Annotated in this window: 20 protein-coding genes; 17 read left to right on the top strand and 3 right to left on the bottom strand. The window is 41.5% G+C overall.

Features of this window, described 5'->3' with window-relative positions; all coding sequences use genetic code 11:
- The first annotated feature begins 44 nt into the window (after nucleotides 1–44).
- Nucleotides 45–650 (top strand): PepSY domain-containing protein, encoded by a 606-nt coding sequence (locus tag ACSFXN_RS12160; protein ID WP_437150374.1) that lies wholly within the window; start codon nucleotides 45–47, stop codon nucleotides 648–650.
- Nucleotides 651–707: 57 nt separating this feature from the next.
- Here ACSFXN_RS12160 and ACSFXN_RS12155 read toward each other — a convergent pair whose 3' ends face one another.
- On the bottom strand, nucleotides 708–2279 hold the full coding sequence (locus ACSFXN_RS12155) for an ATP-binding protein (protein ID WP_437150372.1): 1572 nt from the start codon (nucleotides 2277–2279) through the stop codon (nucleotides 708–710).
- Nucleotides 2280–2381: 102 nt separating this feature from the next.
- Between ACSFXN_RS12155 and ACSFXN_RS12150 the strand changes: the two genes are divergently transcribed.
- The 10 genes from ACSFXN_RS12150 to ACSFXN_RS12105 all read left to right on the top strand — a co-directional run bounded on the left by ACSFXN_RS12150 (nucleotide 2382) and on the right by ACSFXN_RS12105 (nucleotide 16262).
- Complete coding sequence (locus ACSFXN_RS12150; protein WP_437150370.1) at nucleotides 2382–3437, top strand: M42 family metallopeptidase; 1056 nt, start codon at nucleotides 2382–2384, stop codon at nucleotides 3435–3437.
- A gap of 10 nt (nucleotides 3438–3447) precedes the next feature.
- Nucleotides 3448–4908, top strand: coding sequence for a UDP-N-acetylmuramoyl-L-alanyl-D-glutamate--2,6-diaminopimelate ligase (locus tag ACSFXN_RS12145; RefSeq protein WP_437150368.1), 1461 nt, complete (start codon nucleotides 3448–3450; stop codon nucleotides 4906–4908).
- Nucleotides 4909–5016: 108 nt separating this feature from the next.
- Nucleotides 5017–6585, top strand: coding sequence for a peptide chain release factor 3 (locus ACSFXN_RS12140; protein ID WP_437150367.1), 1569 nt, complete (start codon nucleotides 5017–5019; stop codon nucleotides 6583–6585).
- A 178-nt stretch (nucleotides 6586–6763) separates the two neighbouring features.
- Entirely contained in the window at nucleotides 6764–9835 is a 3072-nt protein-coding gene (locus tag ACSFXN_RS12135) for an efflux RND transporter permease subunit (RefSeq protein ID WP_437150480.1), read from the top strand.
- A gap of 183 nt (nucleotides 9836–10018) precedes the next feature.
- The gene (locus ACSFXN_RS12130; RefSeq protein WP_437150366.1) at nucleotides 10019–11098 is read left to right on the top strand and encodes an SDR family oxidoreductase; all 1080 of its coding nucleotides are present in this window, start codon (nucleotides 10019–10021) and stop codon (nucleotides 11096–11098) included.
- A gap of 217 nt (nucleotides 11099–11315) precedes the next feature.
- The gene (locus ACSFXN_RS12125) at nucleotides 11316–12092 is read left to right on the top strand and encodes a TerC family protein (RefSeq protein WP_437150365.1); all 777 of its coding nucleotides are present in this window, start codon (nucleotides 11316–11318) and stop codon (nucleotides 12090–12092) included.
- A gap of 145 nt (nucleotides 12093–12237) precedes the next feature.
- On the top strand, nucleotides 12238–13017 hold the full coding sequence (gene sigI / locus ACSFXN_RS12120) for an RNA polymerase sigma-I factor (RefSeq protein ID WP_437150364.1): 780 nt from the start codon (nucleotides 12238–12240) through the stop codon (nucleotides 13015–13017).
- The gene (locus tag ACSFXN_RS12115; protein ID WP_437150479.1) at nucleotides 13017–14255 is read left to right on the top strand and encodes an anti-sigma-I factor RsgI family protein; all 1239 of its coding nucleotides are present in this window, start codon (nucleotides 13017–13019) and stop codon (nucleotides 14253–14255) included. Before sigI ends, ACSFXN_RS12115 begins: the two co-directional genes overlap by 1 nt.
- A 121-nt stretch (nucleotides 14256–14376) precedes the next feature.
- Nucleotides 14377–15726 (top strand): TrkH family potassium uptake protein, encoded by a 1350-nt coding sequence (locus ACSFXN_RS12110; protein ID WP_437150363.1) that lies wholly within the window; start codon nucleotides 14377–14379, stop codon nucleotides 15724–15726.
- 92 nt (nucleotides 15727–15818) lie between these two features.
- Nucleotides 15819–16262 (top strand): MarR family winged helix-turn-helix transcriptional regulator, encoded by a 444-nt coding sequence (locus ACSFXN_RS12105; RefSeq protein ID WP_437150362.1) that lies wholly within the window; start codon nucleotides 15819–15821, stop codon nucleotides 16260–16262.
- An 84-nt stretch (nucleotides 16263–16346) separates the two neighbouring features.
- On the opposite strand, the gene ACSFXN_RS12100 is transcribed toward ACSFXN_RS12105, so the two are convergent.
- Entirely contained in the window at nucleotides 16347–16958 is a 612-nt protein-coding gene (locus ACSFXN_RS12100; protein WP_437150361.1) for a CPBP family intramembrane glutamic endopeptidase, read from the bottom strand.
- Between the two features lie 213 nt (nucleotides 16959–17171).
- Between ACSFXN_RS12100 and ACSFXN_RS12095 the strand changes: the two genes are divergently transcribed.
- The gene (locus ACSFXN_RS12095; protein WP_437150360.1) at nucleotides 17172–17360 is read left to right on the top strand and encodes a hypothetical protein; all 189 of its coding nucleotides are present in this window, start codon (nucleotides 17172–17174) and stop codon (nucleotides 17358–17360) included.
- Nucleotides 17361–17702: 342 nt separating this feature from the next.
- Nucleotides 17703–18560 carry an NAD(P)-dependent oxidoreductase gene (locus tag ACSFXN_RS12090; protein ID WP_437150358.1) on the top strand — a complete coding sequence of 286 codons (858 nt, stop codon included), beginning with the start codon at nucleotides 17703–17705 and terminating at the stop codon, nucleotides 18558–18560.
- Between the two features lie 39 nt (nucleotides 18561–18599).
- On the opposite strand, the gene ACSFXN_RS12085 is transcribed toward ACSFXN_RS12090, so the two are convergent.
- The gene (locus ACSFXN_RS12085; protein WP_437150357.1) at nucleotides 18600–19061 is read right to left on the bottom strand and encodes a YkyB family protein; all 462 of its coding nucleotides are present in this window, start codon (nucleotides 19059–19061) and stop codon (nucleotides 18600–18602) included.
- Nucleotides 19062–19209: 148 nt separating this feature from the next.
- Here ACSFXN_RS12085 and fadH point away from each other — a divergent pair, with 148 nt between their 5' ends.
- The 4 genes from fadH (at nucleotide 19210) to ACSFXN_RS12065 (ending at nucleotide 23117) form a co-directional block, all read left to right on the top strand.
- A complete protein-coding gene (gene fadH, locus ACSFXN_RS12080; RefSeq protein ID WP_301854770.1) occupies nucleotides 19210–19977 on the top strand; it encodes a 2,4-dienoyl-CoA reductase in 768 nt (255 codons plus the stop codon).
- A gap of 101 nt (nucleotides 19978–20078) precedes the next feature.
- Complete coding sequence (cbpB, locus tag ACSFXN_RS12075) at nucleotides 20079–20522, top strand: cyclic-di-AMP-binding protein CbpB (protein ID WP_300989751.1); 444 nt, start codon at nucleotides 20079–20081, stop codon at nucleotides 20520–20522.
- A gap of 290 nt (nucleotides 20523–20812) precedes the next feature.
- Nucleotides 20813–22249 (top strand): MDR family MFS transporter, encoded by a 1437-nt coding sequence (locus ACSFXN_RS12070; RefSeq protein ID WP_437150478.1) that lies wholly within the window; start codon nucleotides 20813–20815, stop codon nucleotides 22247–22249.
- Complete coding sequence (locus tag ACSFXN_RS12065) at nucleotides 22242–23117, top strand: LysR family transcriptional regulator (protein ID WP_300989750.1); 876 nt, start codon at nucleotides 22242–22244, stop codon at nucleotides 23115–23117. The genes ACSFXN_RS12070 and ACSFXN_RS12065 overlap by 8 nt, the downstream gene beginning before the upstream one ends.
- Nucleotides 23118–23159 lie beyond the last annotated feature (42 nt).

Here is a 23159-nt window from a genome sequence, read left to right as displayed (position 1 = left end):
GGGGGCTATAGTAAAGATATAACAAATGAGGAGGAGAAATTAACATGAAAAGATTCGTTTACATCCCAGTAATTGCAGGAGCATTAACATTCGGAGGTATTGTACTAGCCAATACAGATTCAAATCCAGCTGGAAACACAGAAACCAATTCAAATAATTCCAATGTTCAAAGCAGCAACCAGCAAGCAAGTCAGCAGGCACCAAAGCTGACATTCGAAGAGGCATCTGCCAAAGCGTTGGAAATCGCTAATGGTACCATCACGGATATTGAATTGGAGAGAGAAAGCAACAGATCGGTTTACGAAGTGGATGTTGCACATGAAGGCTTTGAATACGATTTGAAATTTGATGCCAACACTGGTGAAGTACTGGAACAAAAACGTGAAAGAGAAGATAACGATGATGATGATTCAGATGATATCGTTTCAACTGAAGGTTTGATCAGTTCTGAAGAAGCGACAGCGGCAGCGCTTGCTGTTGCCAATGGAAAAGTTAAAGACATGAAATTGGACAACGATGATGGTGTAGTCCAATACGAATTTGAGATTGAAAATGGGTCAACTGAACATGAAGTGACAGTCAACGCCAAAGACGGTTCAATCATCAAACAGGAAACGGATGACGACGATGATAACAACGACGATGATTAAGCTGAAAAGCGTTGAAGCAAAATGAAAGCATAAAAAAGGAGCCTTTTGGCTCCTTTTTTATGCTTTCGGCAATAGAACAGTGGCAGTTGTCCCTATACCTTCTTCACTTTCGATTTCAAGGCTTCCGCCAAGTTCCCGGATTATTTTATGTGAAATAATTAAGCCCAAGCCGGTACCTTCAGATTTAGTCGTGTAAAAAGGCTCGAAGATTTTCGACAGAACTTCACGAGAGATGCCGCTTCCGTTATCCCTCAACCGCAGAGAAACAAAGCCATCATCAAAATTTTCTATTGAAATGATGATTTGCCCATGGTGGCCAATTGCTTCGATTGAATTTTTCAGAAGATTGATCAGTACCTGTTTAAGGCGATGATCTTCCCCAAGGATAAAAAAGTCGTCTTTTTGCCATTGGCTAGTCAGGAGAATCCCATGCGAATTCAACTCTGGACCGAATAAAACGGTAAGATCGTCCATTGTTTGGCGCAAACTGATTTTTTTGGGCGCAGAAGCCTGTGGTTTCGCCAAAACCAGAAATTCCCCAATTATGAGGTTGATGCGCTCTAACTCAGAGTGAATCAATTTGGTGTAGTCTTTATATGGATAGTTGGGATCTTCCTGCATCATCTGTACAAATCCGGAAATAACAGTCATTGGATTGCGAATCTCGTGTGCTACGCCTGCGGCAATTTCGCCGGCCAATTTCAATTTTTCCGCTTGGACTATCAACTTCTCTGCTTCTTTTTGGTAAGAGATGTCACGGGAAATGACAGAAGTGGCTACAACATTTCCAACTTCGTCAGTGATTGGTGATAAAGTGATTTGCGCATGGAAGAGGCTTCCGTCTTTTTTTACATCGACCGTTTCTAATAAGGAAAAACTTTCACCTTGCTGGACTTGAAAAGTACGGTTGTTTGCTTCTTCTACTCTTTCAGGTGGGACGAGATTGAGGCTCTGTCCGATGCATTCCTCTGAGGTCCAGCCGTACAATTCTTCAAAAGCCGGATTAATGGCGATAATTTTATTATTTGTGTCGAAAACGGCAATTGCATCTTTAGCCGTCTCAAAAAATAATTGAAGATAGCCGTCTTTTGAAATCAAGGCCTTTTCCATCGACTCGTTTTTTTGTTCCAACTGGGACCAGATGCGGCTGAAATAGATGGAATGGAGTATGGTCAAGATAAGAACAACCATGATAAAAACAAACAGCGACAAGTGAATATAGGAAAGCGAAGCTCTAGCACTTAATTCATCAAATACTAAAGCCAGCAAAAGTGTTTCAATGGCAGTTAAAACGCCAAGGAAGATAATCGGCAATGTATCATAATATAAAGCGGAAGCAACAATAGGGATAACAAAATAAATGACCGTAATGGCTGACAATGATTCAAAATTTAAAACGAATACATAGAAATTCATTAGAAGAAGAACGAGTATTTGAATGATGCGTTCATTGATTTTTTTATATTGTAAAATCAGCAGAATGATATAAGAGATTATTCCGAATATAGGAGAATAAAGGGCTGTATGAAAATTCACTGCTACCGGGAGCAGCAAATGTAAGATACTGGCACTGCCGAATATATGAATAAAGAGCTTATTTCTATTTTGATTGTTCGTAGAACGATCCATGATTCACCTCAATCTAGGGGTCTAGTTACAATATTACTATATAATGCCCTGTCAGAACATGCTTCATTTTGTTATGATTATTAAATCAGGGAGGCGTTATCTATGTCATTTGAATGGAATAAACAAGAAGCACTTGGACTATTAAAAGAACTGGTGGGAATTCCCAGTCCATCAGGCTACACAATGGAAGTCATGAACTCCATTAAAATACACTTAGACGAATGGAATGTTGGCTACACTACAACTAAAAAAGGCGCCGTAATAGCGACCATTCAAGGCAAAAACCAAGATCAGCACAAGTTATTGACAGCTCATGTAGATACTCTCGGAGCAATGGTGAAAGAAATCAAACCAAGTGGCCGTTTGAAATTATCTCTTGTGGGCGGCTTTAAATTTAACGCAATTGAAGGCGAGAACTGCCTGATACATAAAAGGGATGGAACAACGATAACGGGCACAATTTTAATGCACCAGACAGCTGTTCATGTTTATAAAGATGCGGGAACAGCTGACCGTGACGATAATAACATGGAAGTCCGTCTGGATGAAAAAGCATTTTCCAGTGAGGAAGTCCGTACGCTCGGAGTAGAAGTGGGGGATTTTGTATCATTCGATCCACGTTTTGCTGCAACGGAGTCAGGGTTTGTCAAATCACGTCACCTTGATGATAAAGCCAGTACGGCATTATTGCTGCAATTGGTAAAAAAATTGAATGCGTCAAACGAAGAGTTGCCGCATACCACACATTTTTACATATCTAATAATGAAGAAATCGGTTATGGAGGCAACTCTAATATTCCGCCGCAAACAGCGGAATACATAGCCGTTGATATGGGAGCAATCGGAGACGGCCAGGCTTCGGATGAATATACCGTATCTATCTGCGCAAAAGATTCAAGCGGCCCATATCATTACGGCTTAACGCACCATTTGATAGATTTAGCAAAAAAGAATAATATTGAGTATAAGGTGGATATTTATCCATATTATAGTTCAGATGCTTCTGCAGCAGTCGGAGCAGGGCTCGACGTCAAACACGCTTTGTTCGGACCGGGAATTGAAGCTTCTCATTCCTATGAACGCACCCATATCGATTCACTGAAAGCTGCGGCAGCATTGCTTGAAGCATATGTATTGTCACCGCTAGTTACAGAGTAGGAGGATTTTCATGAACACACAACAATTAATCGAAAATGTTCCTTTTAATAGATTAATCGGCACTTTGCCCGAAACCATTGAACACATCACAATGGATTCACGTGAAGTCAGAAAAGGATCTTTATTTATTTGCATCAAAGGATATACGGTGGATGGACACGATTTTGCGGCGCAAGCTGCCGTACAAGGAGCTGTACTGATCGTTTCAGAACAGCCGCTGGAAATTGAAAACACCGCAATCCTCGTAGTAGAAGATACTGACCGCGTACTCGGATTGCTTGCTGCAAAATTTTATGGCTTCCCATCAAAGGATTTGCAAATGATTGGCGTGACAGGCACGAATGGAAAAACAAGCGTTTCTGGAATGCTGCACTCAATGTTAATGGAGCTTGGCAAATCGTCGGCTCTTACCGGAACCATCGGTTTTAACTTGAACGGGGACTTGCACCAATCTTCCAATACGACGAGCGATGCGCTGACTACTCAAAGAATGATTGCGCAAGCTAAAGAAACCGGATGTTCACATATGACCATGGAAGTGTCTTCTCATGGATTGATTTTAGGCAGGTTGGCTGGAGTGGAATTCAATACGGCGATTTTTACCAATTTAACGCATGACCATTTGGATTTCCATGGCACAATGGAAGAATACGGACATGCTAAAGGCTTGTTATTTTCGCAGCTCGGACAAAATTTGCAAGAGAAAAAGCAAGCTGTTTTAAACGCAGACGATTCCTGGTCAAAGCAGTATGCCGATATGACACCGCATCCTGTGTATACGTACGGAATTAAAGAAGATGCCCAGTTCAAAGCTGCAGGCATACACATGGATAACCAGGGAACAACATTCACATTGACTTGTCCAGAAGGTGAGTTTGCCGTGTCGATGAAACTGCTGGGCCATTTCAACGTATCAAATGCTTTAGCAGCGATTACTGCATTATATGCAGAAGGTTTTCCCCTTGAGGATGTGCTTGCTGCATTGTCAAGAATTGCGCCGGTTGAAGGGCGGATGCAAAAAGTTGAATTGGATGCTCCCATTTCCATTTTCATTGACTATGCCCATACCCCTGATGCCATTGAAAAAGCCATCGACGCGGTTGCTGATTTTAAGACAAACCGCATCATTTTCCTAGTGGGCACAGGCGGCAACCGGGATAAAACGAAACGTCCGATCATGGCTGAAAAAGCGTCGGTTGCCGATTATGTGGTTTTGACAACAGATGACCCGCGCTACGAGGAATACGACAGTATTTTGAATGACCTGCAGACCGGTATGGCCCATGACAATTTTGCTTGTATTGGCGACCGCGGAGAAGCAGTAAAACATGCAGTTGCTCAAGCAGAACCAGGAGATATCATCATTTTGGCAGGAAAAGGCCACGAAGATTACCAAATTATCGGTTCCACCAAGTATCCGCATAGCGACAAAGAAATCGCGATTAAAGAAACATTGGAAAAATTCTGTTGAAAAGAAGCCCTATCCGGCTTCTTTTTTTGAGGAGAGCGTTTAAATTCCTTGTCTTTTTCAGCTCCCTTCTCTAATATAAACAGAGTAGAATTAAAGGAGAGTATAAGAATGTCAACCCAATTAAAAAATGAAATTCAAAATAGAAGAACCTTTGCGATCATTTCCCACCCGGATGCAGGGAAAACGACATTGACAGAAAAATTGCTGTTATTTGGAGGAGCAATTCGCGACGCTGGAACAGTAAAAGGCAAGAAAAGCGGTAAGTTTGCGACTTCCGACTGGATGGAAATCGAGAAGCAAAGAGGAATTTCCGTTACGTCCTCTGTCATGCAATTCGATTACGACGGACACCGCGTCAACATTCTGGACACACCCGGACACCAAGATTTCAGTGAAGACACTTACCGGACGTTAATGGCAGTGGACAGCGCTGTTATGATCATCGATGTGGCTAAAGGGATTGAAGCCCAGACCGTCAAACTGTTTAAAGTCTGTAAAATGCGCGGCATTCCGATTTTTACCTTCATTAACAAAATGGACCGCCAAGGAAAAGAGCCGCTTGAACTAATGGAAGAATTAGAAGAAGTTCTCGGCATTCAGTCCTACGCCATGAACTGGCCAATTGGAATGGGAAAAGAATTTTTAGGGATTTATGACCGGTTTAATAAACGGGTCGAGCCTTTCCGTACAGGAAGCAGACAATTCCTCGCATTGGATGAAGACGGTCAACTGGCTGAAGAACATGAGATGATGAAAACATCTTATTATACGCAGGCGATGGATGATATCGAATTGTTAAACGAAGCTGGCAATGATTTCTCAATTGAGCAAGTGAGAAAAGGAGAGCTTACTCCTGTATTTTTCGGCAGTGCGCTCGCAAACTTCGGTGTTGAAACTTTCCTCGAAACATATTTGCAGTTTGCTCCGCCGCCCCAATCACGCGAGACTCAGGAAAAAGAAGAAATTGATCCGGTCGACATGCCATTCTCGGGGTTTATTTTTAAAATCCAAGCCAATATGAATCCAGCTCACCGTGACCGCATTGCATTTGTCCGCATTGTCTCAGGTAAATTTGAACGCGGCATGAACGTAACGCTGGCTCGAACGGGCAAGTCTATTAAATTGAGCCAAACCACTCAATTTTTAGCAGATGACCGGGAAACTGTCAGCGAAGCAGTTGCGGGTGATATAATCGGCCTTCATGATGTCGGGAATTATCAAATCGGAGACACAATTACGAGTGGAAGTAAATTCCATTTCGAAAATCTTCCACAGTTTACGCCGGAACTATTCGTTAAAGTGACAGCCAAAAACGTTATGAAGCAAAAGCATTTTCATAAAGGTATCCTTCAGCTCGTGCAAGAAGGCGCCATTCAGTATTACAAAACGCTTCATCTGGAAGAAGTCATTTTGGGTGCTGTCGGACAACTTCAGTTTGAAGTGTTCGAACATCGGATGAAAAACGAATATAATGTCGACGTACGAATGGAACCGATAGGCTCCAAGATTGCCCGGTGGATTGAAAACGAAGAAAAGGTCAAAGAATCCATGTCCAGCGGCCGTTCAATGCTTGTTAAAGACCGCTATGATAACTATGTCTTCTTATTTGAAAATGAATTTGCCACTCGCTGGTTTCAGGATAAAAATCCTGAAATTAAATTATATAGCTTATTATAAAAAGGGCCTGCTTATGCAGGTTCTTTTTTTGGACAAAACAATTTCAATCTTTAGTAAATGACGCGATTTAAATTTGCGGTTCCCCATATTTTTTTTTATGATATAAGGACGAAGCCAAGAGCAACTTTAAAAAATGGATTCAGTTGTCAAAGCGGAATAGAGAAAGGGTATGAAATTGATGAAATTAAGCGATTTTTCGATAAAGCGTCCGGTCTTTACTATTGTCATCATGTTTTTAATTATTATTCTTGGTGCAGTATCTTTTTTTAAAATCCCCATCACCCTTATTCCGGAATTAAATCCGCCCATAGGCGTAGTCGTAACAAGTTATCCAGGGGCAAGCCCGACTGAAGTGAGCGAAAAAGTGACAAGGCCTCTCGAAGCGAGCTTGTCCACTTTGCCAGGACTTGAATCCCTCCAGTCATCGTCTGAAGAAGGATCGAATTTTATCTTGCTTGAATTTGACTGGTCGACGGATATGAATGATGTCCAAACGGATATTATGCAGCGGATTGACCAGACCATCATTCCAGATGATTCAAACCAACCGCAATTTTTTAAATTTGATCCTTCACAATTTCCAGTTATTCAACTAGCGGTTAGAGCTGCAGAATCAGGTGAAGATGTTCGCGTGCTAGCAGAAGAACTGGAAACGGAGCTGCTTCAAACAGAAGGGGTAGCGAGTGTTAATATATCAGGATCTCTAGTGGAAGAAATACAAATATCCTTAAACCAGGAAGAGCTTGAAGAAAGAGGTTTACAGCAATCTGATATTGTTCAAGCCATCCAGGCGAATAATATCTCTATGCCTGGGGAGCCGATCGATACAGAAAATGGCCGCCATCTAACCACCCGCGTAGTCAGTACTTTAACCAGTGCAGACGAAATCCGTAATCTGGTCATAACTGTGAATCCGCTGAATGGAGAAAATGTGACAATTGGTGATGTAGCGGAAGTGGCAGTCGGCGAACAAGAGACAAATAGTGAAACAAGAGCCAATGAAGAGCCAGCGGTCTTGCTTTCCGCTTTGCAGGAGTCAAAAGCGAACACAGCTGACGTATCACAAGCTTTTAAAGCTAAACTTGATGAATTACTGGCAGAAGAGCGTTTCGAAGGCGTTGAAGCTGATGTCTTGTTTGACCAAGGAGATTATGTCCGTTTGGCAGTCGGCAATATTGGACAGACCCTCATTTTCGGTGGCTTATTTGCCATGGCGGTGCTGTTCTTCTTTCTACGGGGCATAAAGAGCCCAATCATTATTGGCATTGCGATCCCCTATTCAGTTATCGTTACTTTTGTTTTAATGTATTTTGCTGATTTTGCGTTAAATATTATGACTTTAGGTGCGTTGGCCTTGGGAATCGGAATGCTGGTAGATAATGCCATTGTCGTGATTGAAAATATCGAGCGGCATTTAGGTATGGGGAAAACACCGCGCAAGGCAGCATCAGAAGGAACGAAAGAAGTGGCAGGGGCCATCACTGCTTCTACATTAACTACAATTGCAGTATTTGTTCCAGTGGCATTTATTACAGGGCTGATTGGACAGATTTTCTTTGAATTTGCGGTCACCATCTCTTTCAGTTTATTTGCCAGTCTTGCTGTAGCGTTAACCGTCGTGCCAATGCTTGCTTCGAGAATGTTGGGAAAACCAAAAGATGATACTGCAGCCGAATCGAAACGTTCGAAAAGGCTCGAAAGTTTCCAACGTTCGGTTGCTTGGGCACTGGCTCATCGAATGATTGTGCTGTTGACAGCTTTAGTTTTTTTAGGGGTAGGAATATTCGGTGTTTACCAGGTTGGAACAGAATTCCTTCCGGCTACTGATGAAGGCTTTGTTACAGTTTCTGTAGGCTTGGATTATGGATCATCATTAGCAGCTACAGATGAAGTCGTGAATATGATAGAAGAAGAATTGAAAAAAGAAGAAGACGTAGAGGTTTTCGTCAGCTTGGTTGGAAGCACGCAGCAAGGCCAGGCACAAGGCACAACTGAAACCAATACCGCAGAATTATATGTAAAATTGGTTCCATTGGATGAGCGGGAACGTTCAGTTTTTGAATTTGTGGACCAGGTCCAGCCGCATGTTCTTGAAACAATTGGCGACCGGGCCGAAGTCAATTTCAATTTGCAGACGGCCGCCGGTTCTTCTCCCAATACTTTAAGCTTTACCGTGACGGATACAGATAAGGAAAGGCTTGACGATGCTGTCACAGATATCAGTACGGCGCTTCGGGATCTTCCGGAAGTAACGGAGTTAACAAATGACCGGGATGAAACAATTGAAGAGATTCAAATGCAAATTAATAAACAGGCTGCAACTGAACTAGGATTTGCACCTGCCCAAATTGCCCAGACAGTAAACAATTTGACTCGCGGTGTTTTTGCTACTCAAGTTATTACTGAAAACGATAAAGTGCTCAGTGTTTTTGTCAAACTGAGTGAACAGTTCAGAGACAGCGAGGAGAAACTTGAAGCTTTAAAATTAAGGACTCCGGCTGGACAATTCGTTAATCTGGAAGAACTAGCGGATATAGAAGTTTCAGAAGGCCCTGTGGACATTAAACGAGTTGATCAAGCAGATAGTGTTGCTTTCACCTTGCAGCACAAATCGGATGTAACGCTTGGAGGCATGTCCGACGAGGTAGATAAAGTGCTTGAAGAGCTGAATTTAGATAAAGATACGCAAATAACTTTCGGCGGTGACCGGGAATTATTTGATAATGCCATTGATGATATGCTATTGGCGGTCGCATTAGCGGTGGTTCTAGTTTATATCGTTATGGCGGCGCAATTTGAATCATTCAAGTATCCATTCGTTATCATGTTCACTGTGCCATTAATGGTTATTGGGGTCTCGATCGCGTTGTTCGTTACACAAACCCCCATCAGCATTACAGCAGTAATCGGGATACTGGTGCTTGTAGGGATTGTAGTTAATAACGGAATTGTCCTTGTCGATTACATCAACCAGCGAAAAGCTGCAGGCATGGGTTCGTATGATGCAATTATAACTTCAGTCCGTGACCGGGTGCGACCAATATTAATGACAGCATTAACGACGATACTTGGTTTGATCCCATTAGCATTAGGGCTGGGGGAAGGAACTGAAATCAACCAGCCAATGGGAGTTGTCGTTATTGGAGGCATGATCAGTTCTACTTTCTTATCGCTGTATATTGTGCCCATTGTTTATAGTTTGTTTGATCGTGAAACAAGAAATATGAATGGAAAGAAAGCAAGGGCTTAAACTTTTTTCCGCTTTTAAAGCCGGCACAAATGGTTAAAATCCCACTGATCGAGTGTTTTTTTACTTTGCACTTTCATGCTTCCCTTAACGGAGCAATGGAAGTGCATTTTTTTATTGAAAATGCACTATTCTAAAGATAGAAGTTGGAATATTATGTATAATGGAAGGAGAGGGGTGGATGTCATGAAAGAAATCGTTTTTACCGGTTTTCCTGGATTTATAGCGAGCCAGCTTATCCGCAAGTCTGTTGGTGAAGATATCAGCGTAACGGTTATTGTCCTTCCAGCCGAACGGAAAAAAGCTGAGCAGCAAGCAGCACTTATTCAGCAGGAAACAGGATGCCAACCGCTACATATTATTGAAGGGGATATTACAAAGCAGGATTTAGCTTTAAATCGGCAAGCGAGGGCATATTTAAAGTCTAAAAAAGTGGTTTTTTGGCATTTGGCTGCTATTTATGATTTGGCAGTTCCCCGCGAACTCGCTTGGAAAGTTAATGTAGAAGGCACTTTAAGAGTAAACGACTTTATACGCACTTTGCCGAACGTTGAACGCTATATGTATTTCAGTACCGCTTATGTTGCCGGAGCAAGAGAAGGCATTCTTTATGAAAATGAATTAATTCGCCCGGAAAAATTCAAGAATTTTTACGAAGAAACAAAATTCGAAGCTGAACTGCTTGTCGAAGAATTTAAAAAAGAAGTTCCACTAACGATTATCCGTCCAGGAATCGTGAGAGGCCATTCAGTGACTGGAGAAACAGTGAAGTTTGATGGTCCGTACTTTTTTCTGAATTTAATCGATCGGGCCAGCCGGCTTCCTTTTGTCCCTTATGTAGGACGGTCTAAAGCTTTTATCAATGTTGTGCCCATTGACTATATCATTGATGCATCCATTTATTTGAGTTCTTTGCCACAGGCCGAAGGGGAAACTGTCCATTTGACCGATCCAAATCCTCACCCAGTTGAAGAAGTATATCGCAGAATGGTTTTTGAAATGACTGGAAAAATGCCGAAAGCCCGATTGCCTTATAAATTGGCGAAACTGTCTTTGGCAGTTTCACCTATACGTAAAATATTGGGTGTGGAAGTGGAGACGCTCGATTATTTAACATGGAATGCTTCATTTGATGCAAGCAAAGCACAACGGCTGTTAAGAGGGAGTGGCATACAGTGCACGGACTTTTTAGCAACGATGCCTTCGATGGTTGAGTTCTATCAACTCCATAAAAAGGACAAGAATTACCATATTGCCATCCGCTAATCTTTTACAAGCCAAAAAATTATGGTATAATAATTTCACAACTTCATACACTTTGACTTTCAGTCAGAGGGGAGTAGCTATGGGGAAACCTATTTCATAATCGTCAATACATGGTTAGTAACCATCGGTTATGATAGTGAATTTATTTGCTTAGCGAGACCTTTGCCTTTTTTTAGGCAAGGGTCTTTTTTACTGGCAAAATCTAGGAGGAGAAAGAATGGAAGCAATATTATTAGAGTATGCCTGGGTCTTGCTTGTACTGGTAGGACTTGAAGGACTATTGGCTGCGGATAACGCAGTTGTTATGGCCGTTATGGTCAAACATTTACCAAAAGATCAGCAGAAAAAAGCTTTATTTTATGGATTAGTAGGTGCCTTTGTATTCCGTTTTGCAGCGTTATTCATGATTACACTGCTTGTTGATATATGGCAGATTCAAGCGCTGGGAGCGGCTTACTTATTGTTCATCGCGATTAAAAATATCTATGATCAGCGAAAAGGCGAAAGTGATCATGCCCTTGACGTTGATAAAGCGCCTAAACAAGGATCTGGTTTCTGGATGACGGTATTAAAAGTCGAGTTAGCGGATATTGCCTTTGCAATCGACTCTATGCTTGCTGCCGTAGCGCTTGCTGTAACATTGCCGCATTTGGACATGTTCGGCGTAAGCGAAATTGGCGGAATCAACGCTGGACAATTCGTTGTTATGTTAGCAGGTGGTCTGATCGGAGTTATCATTATGCGATTTGCAGCCCATAAATTTGTTCAAGTCCTTGAGAAGTACCCTCAATTGGAAACTGCCGCATTTGTTATTGTCGGATGGGTAGGGGTTAAATTGCTCGTTATGACTTTGTCACACGAGAATCTTGGAATTTTGCCGCATGATTTCCCTCACTCAACGCCTTGGACAATCGTGTTCTGGACAGTATTGATCGGAATTGTCGTTGTTGGCGTCCTGACTGGAATCAAAAAGAACAAAGAAGAAAACGCGTAATACAAAAAGCCTCCTTAGGGAGGCTTTTTGTATGGGAAGAAATAAATAGGCTACCGACATAAAGCAATTCAAACTGTCGAATAATTAAAAAGTACCACTTAAATGCCCTTTTCTTTTACAAATTCTGCCGTTACAATCAAAAGTGGTGTCAGAAAGAAAAGAGGTGAACAGCATGCTGATAGCTATATTAACAGGTTTATTCGGACGAAGTGAAAAAGCAACAGCAGAAGAATTAGCTTTGCTTGCGCAAAAGGGAAATGATGAAGCGTTAACTAATTTACTCTCTGCTTATACCCCTTTTATGAAAAAAACGGCAGCGCAAGTATGCAAACGGTTCATCGATGATCATGATGACGAATACAGCATTGCCCTTTCCGCTTTTCATGAAGCAATAGTAGGGTTTGAATTAGGAAAAAACGCTTCGTTCTTAACATTTGCCCATATGGTAATAAGAAGAAGAATGATTGATTTTATCCGGAAAGAAAACCGGCGTTCTGAATTTAGCTCCAATTTTACAATTTCAGCTAGTGGCGAAGAAGAAACGCTTAAATGGATTGAAGATTCCGCTGCCCTTAATCGTTTTAGTATAGAGCAGCAAACCCAAATCAGGCGTGAAGAGATAGCTCAGTACGAAGTGATGCTTTCAGAATTTAATTTAAGTTATCAGATATTGGTTAAAGTCTCGCCCTCACATGAAGACGCCCGCAAGTCTGCTGTACAAATTGCCCAGCTTGTGACCGAGACAGAAGAGTATATGGAATACTTGCGAAATAAGAAAAAGTTGCCGATCAAAGAAATTGAAAAAATGGTCCGGGTTTCAAGAAAAACGATTGAGCGAAACCGGAAATACATAATCGCTATCATTCTTTTGCTCAACAGCGACTTACATTACTTAAAAGACTATTTGAAGGAGCGGTTACTTTGATGATTATGCAAAAAGGGATATGCGTGGAATCTAAAGGAAGCCGCTCTATTTATATGGTGAAGAACGGACAGTTTATCATGGGCAATCCGGTTGACCCTGCCGCTGGGGTAGGGGAAGAAGGGCATTTTTACCCGCATTCCAAGAAAGCAAAAGCGCACTGGAAGCCGATATGGGTGCCAATTATAGCTGCAGTTGCTGTCCTATTCTTATTTTTATCGGTGCTTCTTCCAGCTGAAGAAGCTTTTGCTTATATCCAAGTTGAAGTTAATCCAGCAATGGAAATTGGAGTGGACGAAGATTTTGACGTTATTTCACTCCGCAGTTTAAATGCCGATGGATCGGATTTGATCGATCAACTCGGGGAGTGGGAAAATCATTCGTTGGATGAAATCTTAGTACGGGTTATTTCCATGTCATTAAATGATGCGACCGAAGAAGTGACGATTACAACTGTTGATGGCAGTAAAGGTAAAAATCCAGAATTGCCTGTTGAAAAGATTGTCATGGCGGCGACCAGCAACCTATTGGAGGATAATATTGAAGTCCATTTGAAAAAAGCGACTCGCAGTCAATGGCGGCAATCGATTAAAGAAAGCGTACCAGTTGGCCAGAAAGTCGAAAAATTTATTCCTGTACATGTTGAAGAACAACAAGTGCCAGCAGAAAAAACAAAAGCCAACAATGATGAAAACTCCAATGTTAAACCTCAGAGCAAAATACCGGCTGGACAAGAAAAAAAAGAAACGGAACTAGACAGCACACCCAAGAATGAAAGTGCACCTAACGAAAAAGTAAAAGAAACATCGCCAAAACCTCAAAAGAAAAAAGCAATATCAGGACAACAAAAGAACTTGAAGCCTTCTGAACAAGAAAAGAAAATGACTCCTGATCCCCCAAAAAGTGACAATGCACCTGGCCAACAAAAGAAAGAAAAGGCTCTGGGGCAGGAAAAGAAAAAAATGCCAAAAACGAAAGAGAAGAAAGAAACAGTTTTTCCAGAGAAAAGCGAGAAAAAAACGGTGCCAAAGCAAGAGAAGAAAAACAAACCTCAACAAGAGCAAAAGAATCGAAGTGCGCAAGACAAGAAAGCAACCGGCCAAATGAAAAAAGAAAAAACACCGAAAGCAGAAAAGGAAAAAAACAAGGAATTTAAAAAAGAGGATAAAAAAGACGATTTCCCTTTAAAAGAGAAAAAAGCTTCTTCACAATCGAAAACTGGAAAAGAGGAAAGAGAGTAGAAAAGTTTATTCTACTCTTTTTTGTTGTAAATAAGTAGAGGAGAGCGTTTTTGCCTCTTTCTTTTTTATCTTTCTTTTCATAGAATAAGGAGAGAATAAAAGGCAGAAAGGAATTAACCTCATGAACAGTTCATTTCAAAAAATCCGGAATCTTACACCTGCCCAGGCAATCGTTTCGTATTATTTCGTAGCGATTGCTTTTTCCTTTTTGCTGCTTCGCTTACCGGGGGTCCATCGGCCTGGAGTGGAAATGTCAAGAATCGACAGCTTATTTACTGCAGTAAGTGCTGTAAGTGTGACTGGCTTGACCGTTGTCAATATTGTAGAAACGTATTCTGTTTTCGGCATAATAATGATCATGTTTATCTTGCAGCTCGGTGGAATTGGAATCATGTCGCTAGGCACTTTTTTCTGGTTGCTAGTCGGTAAGCGCATTGGTTTACGGGAACGGCAATTAATCATGGTTGACCACAATCAGTTTAATATGTCGGGAGTTGTTAAACTGATTCGTGAAATCATAAAAATCCTTTTGATGATTGAACTAGTGGGAGCTATTATTTTCACTTTATATTTCACCCAATATTTCGATACTTTTACTGAGGCTTTATTACAAGGGATTTTCGCTTCGGTCAGTGCAACCACAAACGGAGGATTTGATATTACAGGAGAATCTTTAACTCCTTTTTTCAATGATTATTTTGTGCAAATCATCAATATGATCCTGATCATTTTAGGGGCCATCGGTTTTCCAGTTTTAATAGAAGTGAAAGAATTCCTGTCGAATAGAAATAAAAACTTCCGATTTTCTTTGTTCACTAAAATTACGACTTCGACCTTCGGAATTTTATTGGTGGTGGGAACCCTTGTTTTACTGGCCTTTGAATCGCTGAATGCGTTCAAAGGCTATAATTGGCACGAGACATTATTTGCTGCAATGTTCCATTCCGTATCCTCCCGTTCCGGAGGGCTTACGACAATGGATATTACAGAGTTCAGTGAAGCAACCAATATTTTTATGAGTGCACTGATGTTTATCGGGGCCTCTCCAAGTTCAGTTGGAGGAGGGATCCGGACAACTACTTTTGCCATCGCGGTGCTTTTTTTGATCAATTTCGCAAGAGGAAAGAACAGCATTCAGATATTCAAACGGGAAATTGAGCTAATCGATGTGTTTCGGTCATATGCCGTCATCATTTTGGCTTGCTTCATGGTACTTGTCACCACTATGGCTTTAATCATCTCAGAACCACATGCCTCTGCTGTAGAAATCATTTTCGAAATCACATCAGCGTTTGGAACGTGTGGGATGTCCCTCGGGATAACAGACGATTTATCCAGTTTTGGAAAGGTAGTTATTATGGCGTTGATGTTTATTGGAAGGGTTGGACTTATTTCCTTCCTGTTTACGATTGGCGGGAAAACCGATCCGACCAAATTCCATTATCCGAAAGAGCGAGTTATAATTGGCTAATCATGGAATAATAGCTTAATAACCGTGCTTTTTTCCTACAAAACGACTATAATTATTTTAAGAGATTTTTAAATTGGAAATGAGTGGATCTTATGAACGAAGATGTAAAGCAGTCTTTAAAACTTTTTATTGTTTTATCGCGGGCACATAAAGCCATATCGGAACAGACTAATCAGTTTTTTCAAGCACATGGAGTTAATCCTACCGAATTTGCTGTTTTGGAATTGCTGTATCATAAAGGAAAGCAGCCCTTGCAAAAAATAGGCGGGAAGATTTTGCTGGCAAGCGGCTCCATTACTTACGTAATTGATAAATTGGAAAAGCGCGGATATATTACTCGAGTCAATTGCCCAACCGATCGCCGCGTTACTTACGCCGAAATTTCGGAAGAAGGAAAGGCATTCATGAGCGAAATTTTTCCGGAACATGAAAAAAACCTGCATGAGTTAACAACGGCCTTATCGAGCGAAGAAAAAGACGAAGCAATTGAGTTGATGAAAAAACTGGGTTTATCGATTAAAGACTTATCCTATTAAGCTATGAAAAAAGCCATCCGGCGGGATGGCTTTTTTCGATTTCTTATTATTGCGCTTTAATTTGTGGATCTGACATAGCAATTTTCAAGACAGCGGCATAACTAAAAAAAGCAGTACGAGCATAACCAAGTGGGCAATAATCAACAATGGCATACTTTTTTTCCACTCATATAAAGAACCTAAAATTAATCCCGTGACAATCCCGGCCAGCATCCCTGGCACAAACCCACCAAAGCCTAGCGCCAGCCCGAATAATAACGATGAAATCAAGACTGAATAAGACATTGGGAAATACTGTTTCAATTTTTGTTGGACGAATCCTCTCCAGAAAATTTCTTCTCCGGGCACGATAACGAACATAAGAAGCAGGAAATGCCAAATTGATGTAGGTGCAAATGTTGATAAGAAGGAAGAAGTAGAAGCTTCAAAATTAAACGGAAGCAACTTGAAAAATTGAAAGCCGCCTGCAATAATCGCATAAATGAGTGTTCCATAACCAAGCCCGTAAATCAATGATTTCCATGTCACCATTTCATCGAAGATTTTAATTGACATGATGGCAAACGACATCAGCACCAGTATCGCAAATGTGTACATATACCAAAAAATAGCGGTGTCTTGAAAGGCTAAACTATATAGAGCAAATGCTATAGGAATTAGCAGTATCAGTTGATGTTTTTTGTAAAGATTTAACATAGGTAATCCTCCTAAATAATAAAAGCCGATCTTCTATGGAACCAGAACGGCGGGGCAAAGATGTCCAACTTCTTTCGATGTTGTATACTATTAATTATCGGCTGAAAAAGAGCGTGGCAAAAAAATCTAGTACAGCTTAGATAATCAGCTTCTGTACCTCATATATTATAACAGAAGCGGCAAAGTGAAAAGAAGGATAAAGGAGAATATTGTATGGCAAACTATGATGAATTACTTGAACAATTAAAGCAGGGAGAAATTTCTTCCTTACAGATTGAGAAAGAAGATTTTTTGGAATTCCGCGAGAACCTACTTAAGCGGGAGGATTTTAAGCATTTCCGGGGAGCAGCTTTTCACCACGGCCTTACAATTTATACATATACTGAAGAGCCATCCAAATAAGCAAAGTTGAACCAGTAACTGAAGCAAGCCTTTTTCACCTGGCAGAAAAAATAAACGGAAATTATTTTAAAGATTATGTTTAAGTCCCCGAAAAGAAGGGCATAATATATTTGAACACAGCAACATTCTCATTTCCCCCTTTTGTGGTCGGTCCGAATAGCGGATCGGCTTCTTTTTTTTGCCTTTTACCTTCTTTTTCCCTGAACGTTGAAAATGGAATTACAGCATTTGAAGCAGCAGAAAGGCTATAATAATTTCCAGTAAATGAAGATTTTCTAAATTTCAGTGAATTAACAGAAAAATTTTGCTAAACTGAAGACAGAGAAAAAGGAGTGATTACATATGAAACTAGGATTTATAGGCACAGGAGTCATGGGCAATAGTTTGGTGAAACATTTGCTGAAAGCGGGGCATGAAGTGACCATATATACACGTACAGCTAAAAAAGCTGAAAATCTGGTTGCTGCAGGCGCAAGTTTAGTGGAATCCCCCAAACAAGTTGCTGAAGTAGCAGAAGCGCTTTTTACGATGGTCGGCTATCCGTCAGATGTAGAAGAAATATATTTCGGAGAGCAAGGGATCTTGAAACATGCTCAACAAAACACAGTGTTGATTGATTTAACAACTTCCCAACCAAATCTCGCTAAACGCATTTTTGAAGAAGCAAAGCAAAAAGACATAAAAGCTTTGGATGCTCCTGTATCCGGCGGAGATCTCGGTGCGCAAAAAGGTACGTTGTCAATTATGGTGGGAGGAGACGAAGAAGCATTCCAGGAAGTTTTGCCCCTCCTCGAATTGATGGGAGAAAATATTGTTTATCAAGGGCCAGCCGGTTCGGGCCAGCATACCAAGATGTGCAACCAAATCAATATCGCCTCCAATATGATTGGAGTCTGTGAATCACTCGTGTATGCAAAAAAAGCAGGACTCGATCCGGAACAAGTACTAAAATCCATCTCATCCGGCGCCGCAGGTTCTTGGTCATTATCCAATCTTGCACCTCGTATGATTGCAGAAGATTTTGCGCCGGGCTTTTACATCAAGCATTTTATAAAGGATATGAAAATTGCGGCAGAAGAAGCAGAACTGATGGGATTGGATTTGCCAGGCTTGCGTCTATCGCTCAGCATGTATGAAAAACTGGCAGATGAGGGGTATAGCGAAAACGGCACCCAGGCATTGATCAAGCATTTTGAATGACAAAAACCGGAGGCCTGTAAAGGTCCCCGGTTAATAACATCAATCAAAATATGATTTTTTAGGTGAGTAAAAACGATCCACTTGACGCGGCTTATAGGACTTTTCAAAAGGAGAAGCAGTTGTTTCTTTTTTTTGAGGCTGGAGTCCAGTAAATTCGCTTAAAATTTCTTTTGCCATTTTTAGATTCATCCTGCTTGGCGGATTGCGATAGGTTTCATCTAACTGGCCTAAATGCTCAAGCTGTTCAAAGTCTTCTTTTTTCGGCAACATGTGAAAATAATAACTTTCGCATTTTACGAGGACTGAAGATTGTTGTTGGCTTTTCTGGGGGTTTTTACTGAAGTGAAGGCCGATTTTTTGAGCACGGTTTTGTGTGATCATCAATAAAAGGGCTTCTTTTTTCAACGCATATAAATATTGGTTGTCAGGAGCAGTTTTCGCATGTCTATTGACTGTGAAAATAGCTTGGGCAATATCCGTGTCATTTTTTTTATTTGGCATGGACTCATTCCTTTCTATAGCAGATTTTTATGGACAATACCTATTAATCATATCAAAAAATACCTTCAGTGTATACTGAAGGGGTTGGGTTTTAACAGATTTTTAATGATAGAGGATGGGGGAATATTTTTTGAAAGGGGAATTGGATATGTTAAAAGATAAGACAATTATTGTTACTGGAGGCTCCAGCGGGATGGGGCTTCACATGGCTGAGAAGTTTGCTTCTGAAGGAGCTAATGTGGTCATCACGGGCCGGGATATGGAAAAGCTGAATGCAGCGGTTCTTACAATTGCAGCACAGCATGGCTCGGTGGAAGTTTTCCAAATGGATGTCCGGGAACCGGAACACGCAAAAGCTATGGTGAAATTTGCGCATGACAAATTTGGGCGAATCGATGGGCTTGTCAATAATGCAGCTGGAAATTTTATCGTTCATGCAGAAAAATTATCGCCGAATGGCTGGAGATCTGTTATTGATATCGTATTGAATGGCACTTTTTTCTGTTCGCATGCTGTAGGCAATTACTGGATTGAGCATAACATCAAAGGCAGCATCATCAACATGCTAGCGACGTATGCCTGGAATGCTGGAGCAGGGGTGGCACACTCGGCAGCTGCAAAAGCAGGCGTCATGTCTTTAACCCGGACGTTAGCGGTAGAATGGGGCACTCAATACGGCATACGGGTAAATGGAATTGCACCAGGACCTATTGAGCGGACTGGCGGGGCAGAAAAATTATGGGAATCTGAAAAAGCGGCGAAACGGACGCTTGAATCGATTCCGCTAGGCCGTTTAGGAAAACCGGAAGAAGTGGCTGAACTGGCAGCATTTATGATGTCAGATAAAGCGTCTTATATGAATGGTGAAATTGTAACTCTCGATGGCGGGCAGTGGTTAAACAAATTTCCATTTTGAGGAGTTTTGGAAATACAATTAAATAGTTTCGTTAAACGGGTTATGTTATGATGTAACCGAAGACAGGATGACTCGTTTATGATGCAAAAGGAGTAGAGTATATGATTTCATTACCCAGCCGAGATTTTCTCGATACCCCCATTGAAGAGTATATTATTTCATCTGAAAAAGTAGCACATGTCCAAGTGAACAACAGTGCTGAACATGCACTTCTCGTATTAACAAAGACAGGTTATGCTGCAATTCCCGTTTTGGATTCAAAATACCATTTTTGCGGTCTGATTAATGCTCAGCGGATCACGGATGCCATTCTTGGGTTAGAGCACATTGAATATGAACGCTTGCCGGAAATACGTGTAGAAGATATCATGCAGACAGATTTTCCATTGATCCATATTTCGGAACGGTTTCAAAGAGCCCTGGATTTATTAATTGATCAGAATTTCTTATGTGTCATTGATGACGAAGGAATGTTCATGGGTATACTTACTCGACGCGTCATACTTAAACAATTAAAAAAACAAATTTACCAGTTGAAAAAATGATGCATCAATAAAACTTATTCAGCGCAGATGGAGGAGAGGCGGAGTTATGAGACGAGTGTTCTTCTCGGCTTACTGCGGAAGTCCTGCCCAAAGCGTCTGAAGCGGAGTGTAAAAAATTCATTAATTGTCCGACTTATATTATTTCAAGCAGTTGATGTCTTTCACTATTCATTAAGAATGGATACAATTTAAACATTAAAAAAGGTCTCATTGCGAGGCCTTTTTTCTGTCAATCGAAAGCAGGTGAGGAATTGAAAAAAACAAACAGACCTCTGGTGCTGGCCTCAGTCATGCTGGCTATGTTCATCGGTGCCGTGGAAGCGACGATCGTTTCAACAGCTATGCCAAGCATTTCGGCGGACCTCGGAGGGTTTTCAAAATACAGCTGGGTATTTTCCGCTTACCTGTTGATGAGTACGGTCACGGTGCTGTTATACGGAAAGCTGTCGGATATTTTTGGCCGCAAACCCATTTTTGCATTCGGTATTATTTTATTCTTAATAGGATCTTTATTATGCGGGTTAGCCGGCTCTATGGAACAGCTGATTTTCTATCGTTTTATCCAGGGCATCGGGGCAGGGGCAGTTATGCCGATTGCCACCACAATTGTAGGAGATATCTATACGGCTGAAGAGCGTGGGAAAATACAAGGTTATTTGTCCAGTGTTTGGGGAATCTCTGCTGTAACCGGTCCGGCAATCGGTGGAGTTTTGGTTGCCACAATCGGCTGGGAATATGTTTTTTGGGTGAATATCCCTCTGGGCATCCTGGCACTTGCAGGCGTTTTGATTTTTCTGGTTGAGCCAAAGAAAAAAGCAAAACCATCCATCGATTATATGGGAGCTTTTCTGCTGACGGTGTCTCTTACAAGCTTCCTGTACTGGCTGGTGGAGGGCGGAGTCGGTTTTGCCTGGAACTCGCTGTCTTCTTATACGCTGTCACTAGGTGCCGTGGCTGTTTTTGCCGTTTTTGTTCTTGTTGAAAGAAAAGCGAAAGATCCAATGATGCCTTTTGACATCTGGAAAAACAAATCCATCTTATATGCGAATCTGGTTTCTTTATTCACCGGGATGATTTTAATCTCTGTCTCGAGCTATTTGCCGACTTATGTGACAGGCGTTATGGAACAGCCGGCGACAATAGCCGGTTTCACATTGACGGCAATGTCGATCGGCTGGCCAATTGCCGCCTTTTTCTCGGGCCAGCTGCTGATTAAAATCGGTTATTTCAGAACTTCACTCGCAGGAGGGATTTTCCTGGTGATCGGCTCGGTGCTGTTTGTGCTGATGCGTCCTGAATTTGGCCCGATGTGGGCGGCGATGTCCAGTTTCATGATTGGAGTCGGCATGGGTCTAACTTCCACAGCTTTTATTGTTTCCATCCAAGCTGCAGTTTCCTATGAACAGCGCGGTACGGCGACGGCCTCCAATATGTTTATGCGCAATCTTGGCAGTACAATCGGAGTGGCATTGCTCGGCAGCTTGCTGAATTCTACATTGCTGAATTATTTTCAAGACAACGAGCAGGATTATACCTTGAATTCGGTCAATGGGATGCTGACTAAAGACAGCCGGGAAGCGCTCCCTGTCGAAGTGCTCCATTTTTTGCAGGAAGGCCTTTCACAAGCGCTGCAAAATGTATACGGATTAACTGCTGTCTTTGCTTTGATCAGTTTTGTTCTAATTTTCGGCTTGCCGAGAAAAAAGGGGTTGAGTGACCGTGGCTAATGAAGAATTGATCATCAAAGTGCTGGCAGAAGAAGGAAATATGCGAAAAGCTGCCGAACGCCTTTTCTTATCGCAGCCGGCATTGTCCCAGCGTCTGCAATCAATTGAAAAAGAATGGGGGCAGCAATTATTCATCCGTTCCCAAAAAGGGCTGACTCCCACACCAGCGGGTGAATTAGTCATCGATTATTGCAAAGAAACGATTCAGCGGAAAGAAGACGTTTTTGAAGTGCTGCATACATTGACGTCAAAAGTCCATGGTACGCTGAAAATTGCCTGTGCAACAATTATTGGCCAAAACTGGCTTCCGAAAGTGCTGAAAGATTTTGTTACGCTTTATCCTGAAGCGAAAATCCATTTGATTACAGGGTGGAGTTCGGAAATTGCCCGGGCATTGTATGAAGGAGAAGCCCATATCGGGATTGTAAGAGGACATACCGACTGGAAAGGGCCAAAGATGCATTTGTTCCGGGACACCTTATATTTGGTGGACAAGGAAATCCAATCATTGGACCAAGTGGAAAAGACGGAACGCCCATTTATCCAATTTAAAAGTGATTCCAATTATTACGAAGAAATTCAGCAATGGTGGCAGCGCCATTTTCCATCAAACCCGAAACGGCAGATTACTGTAGATCAAATTGAGACCTGTAAGCAAATGGCCATCAACGGCATCGGCTACGCCATTTTGCCATCAATTACATTAACCGGTATTGAAAACATCCACAAGATGCCGCTCACAAACAGTGCGGAGGAGCTGGAGCTAACCCGGGATACATGGCTAATCGGCTACGAATCTTCGTTTCAATTGCGTCAAGTAGAGGCTTTTGTCGATATTGTCAAAAAACATGCCGCTTTATTAAGCTAAAGTGCTGAATTTTTATACTATATCCGCTATAATTACAGCATA

Origin of the sequence: Planococcus sp. 1R117A (assembly GCF_051417975.1) — a bacterium.
In the GTDB taxonomy this organism is placed as follows: domain Bacteria; phylum Bacillota; class Bacilli; order Bacillales_A; family Planococcaceae; genus Planococcus; species Planococcus shenhongbingii.
The sequence above is the reverse complement of the archived record's forward strand: the minus strand, read 5'-3'. Positions and strand labels throughout refer to the sequence as shown.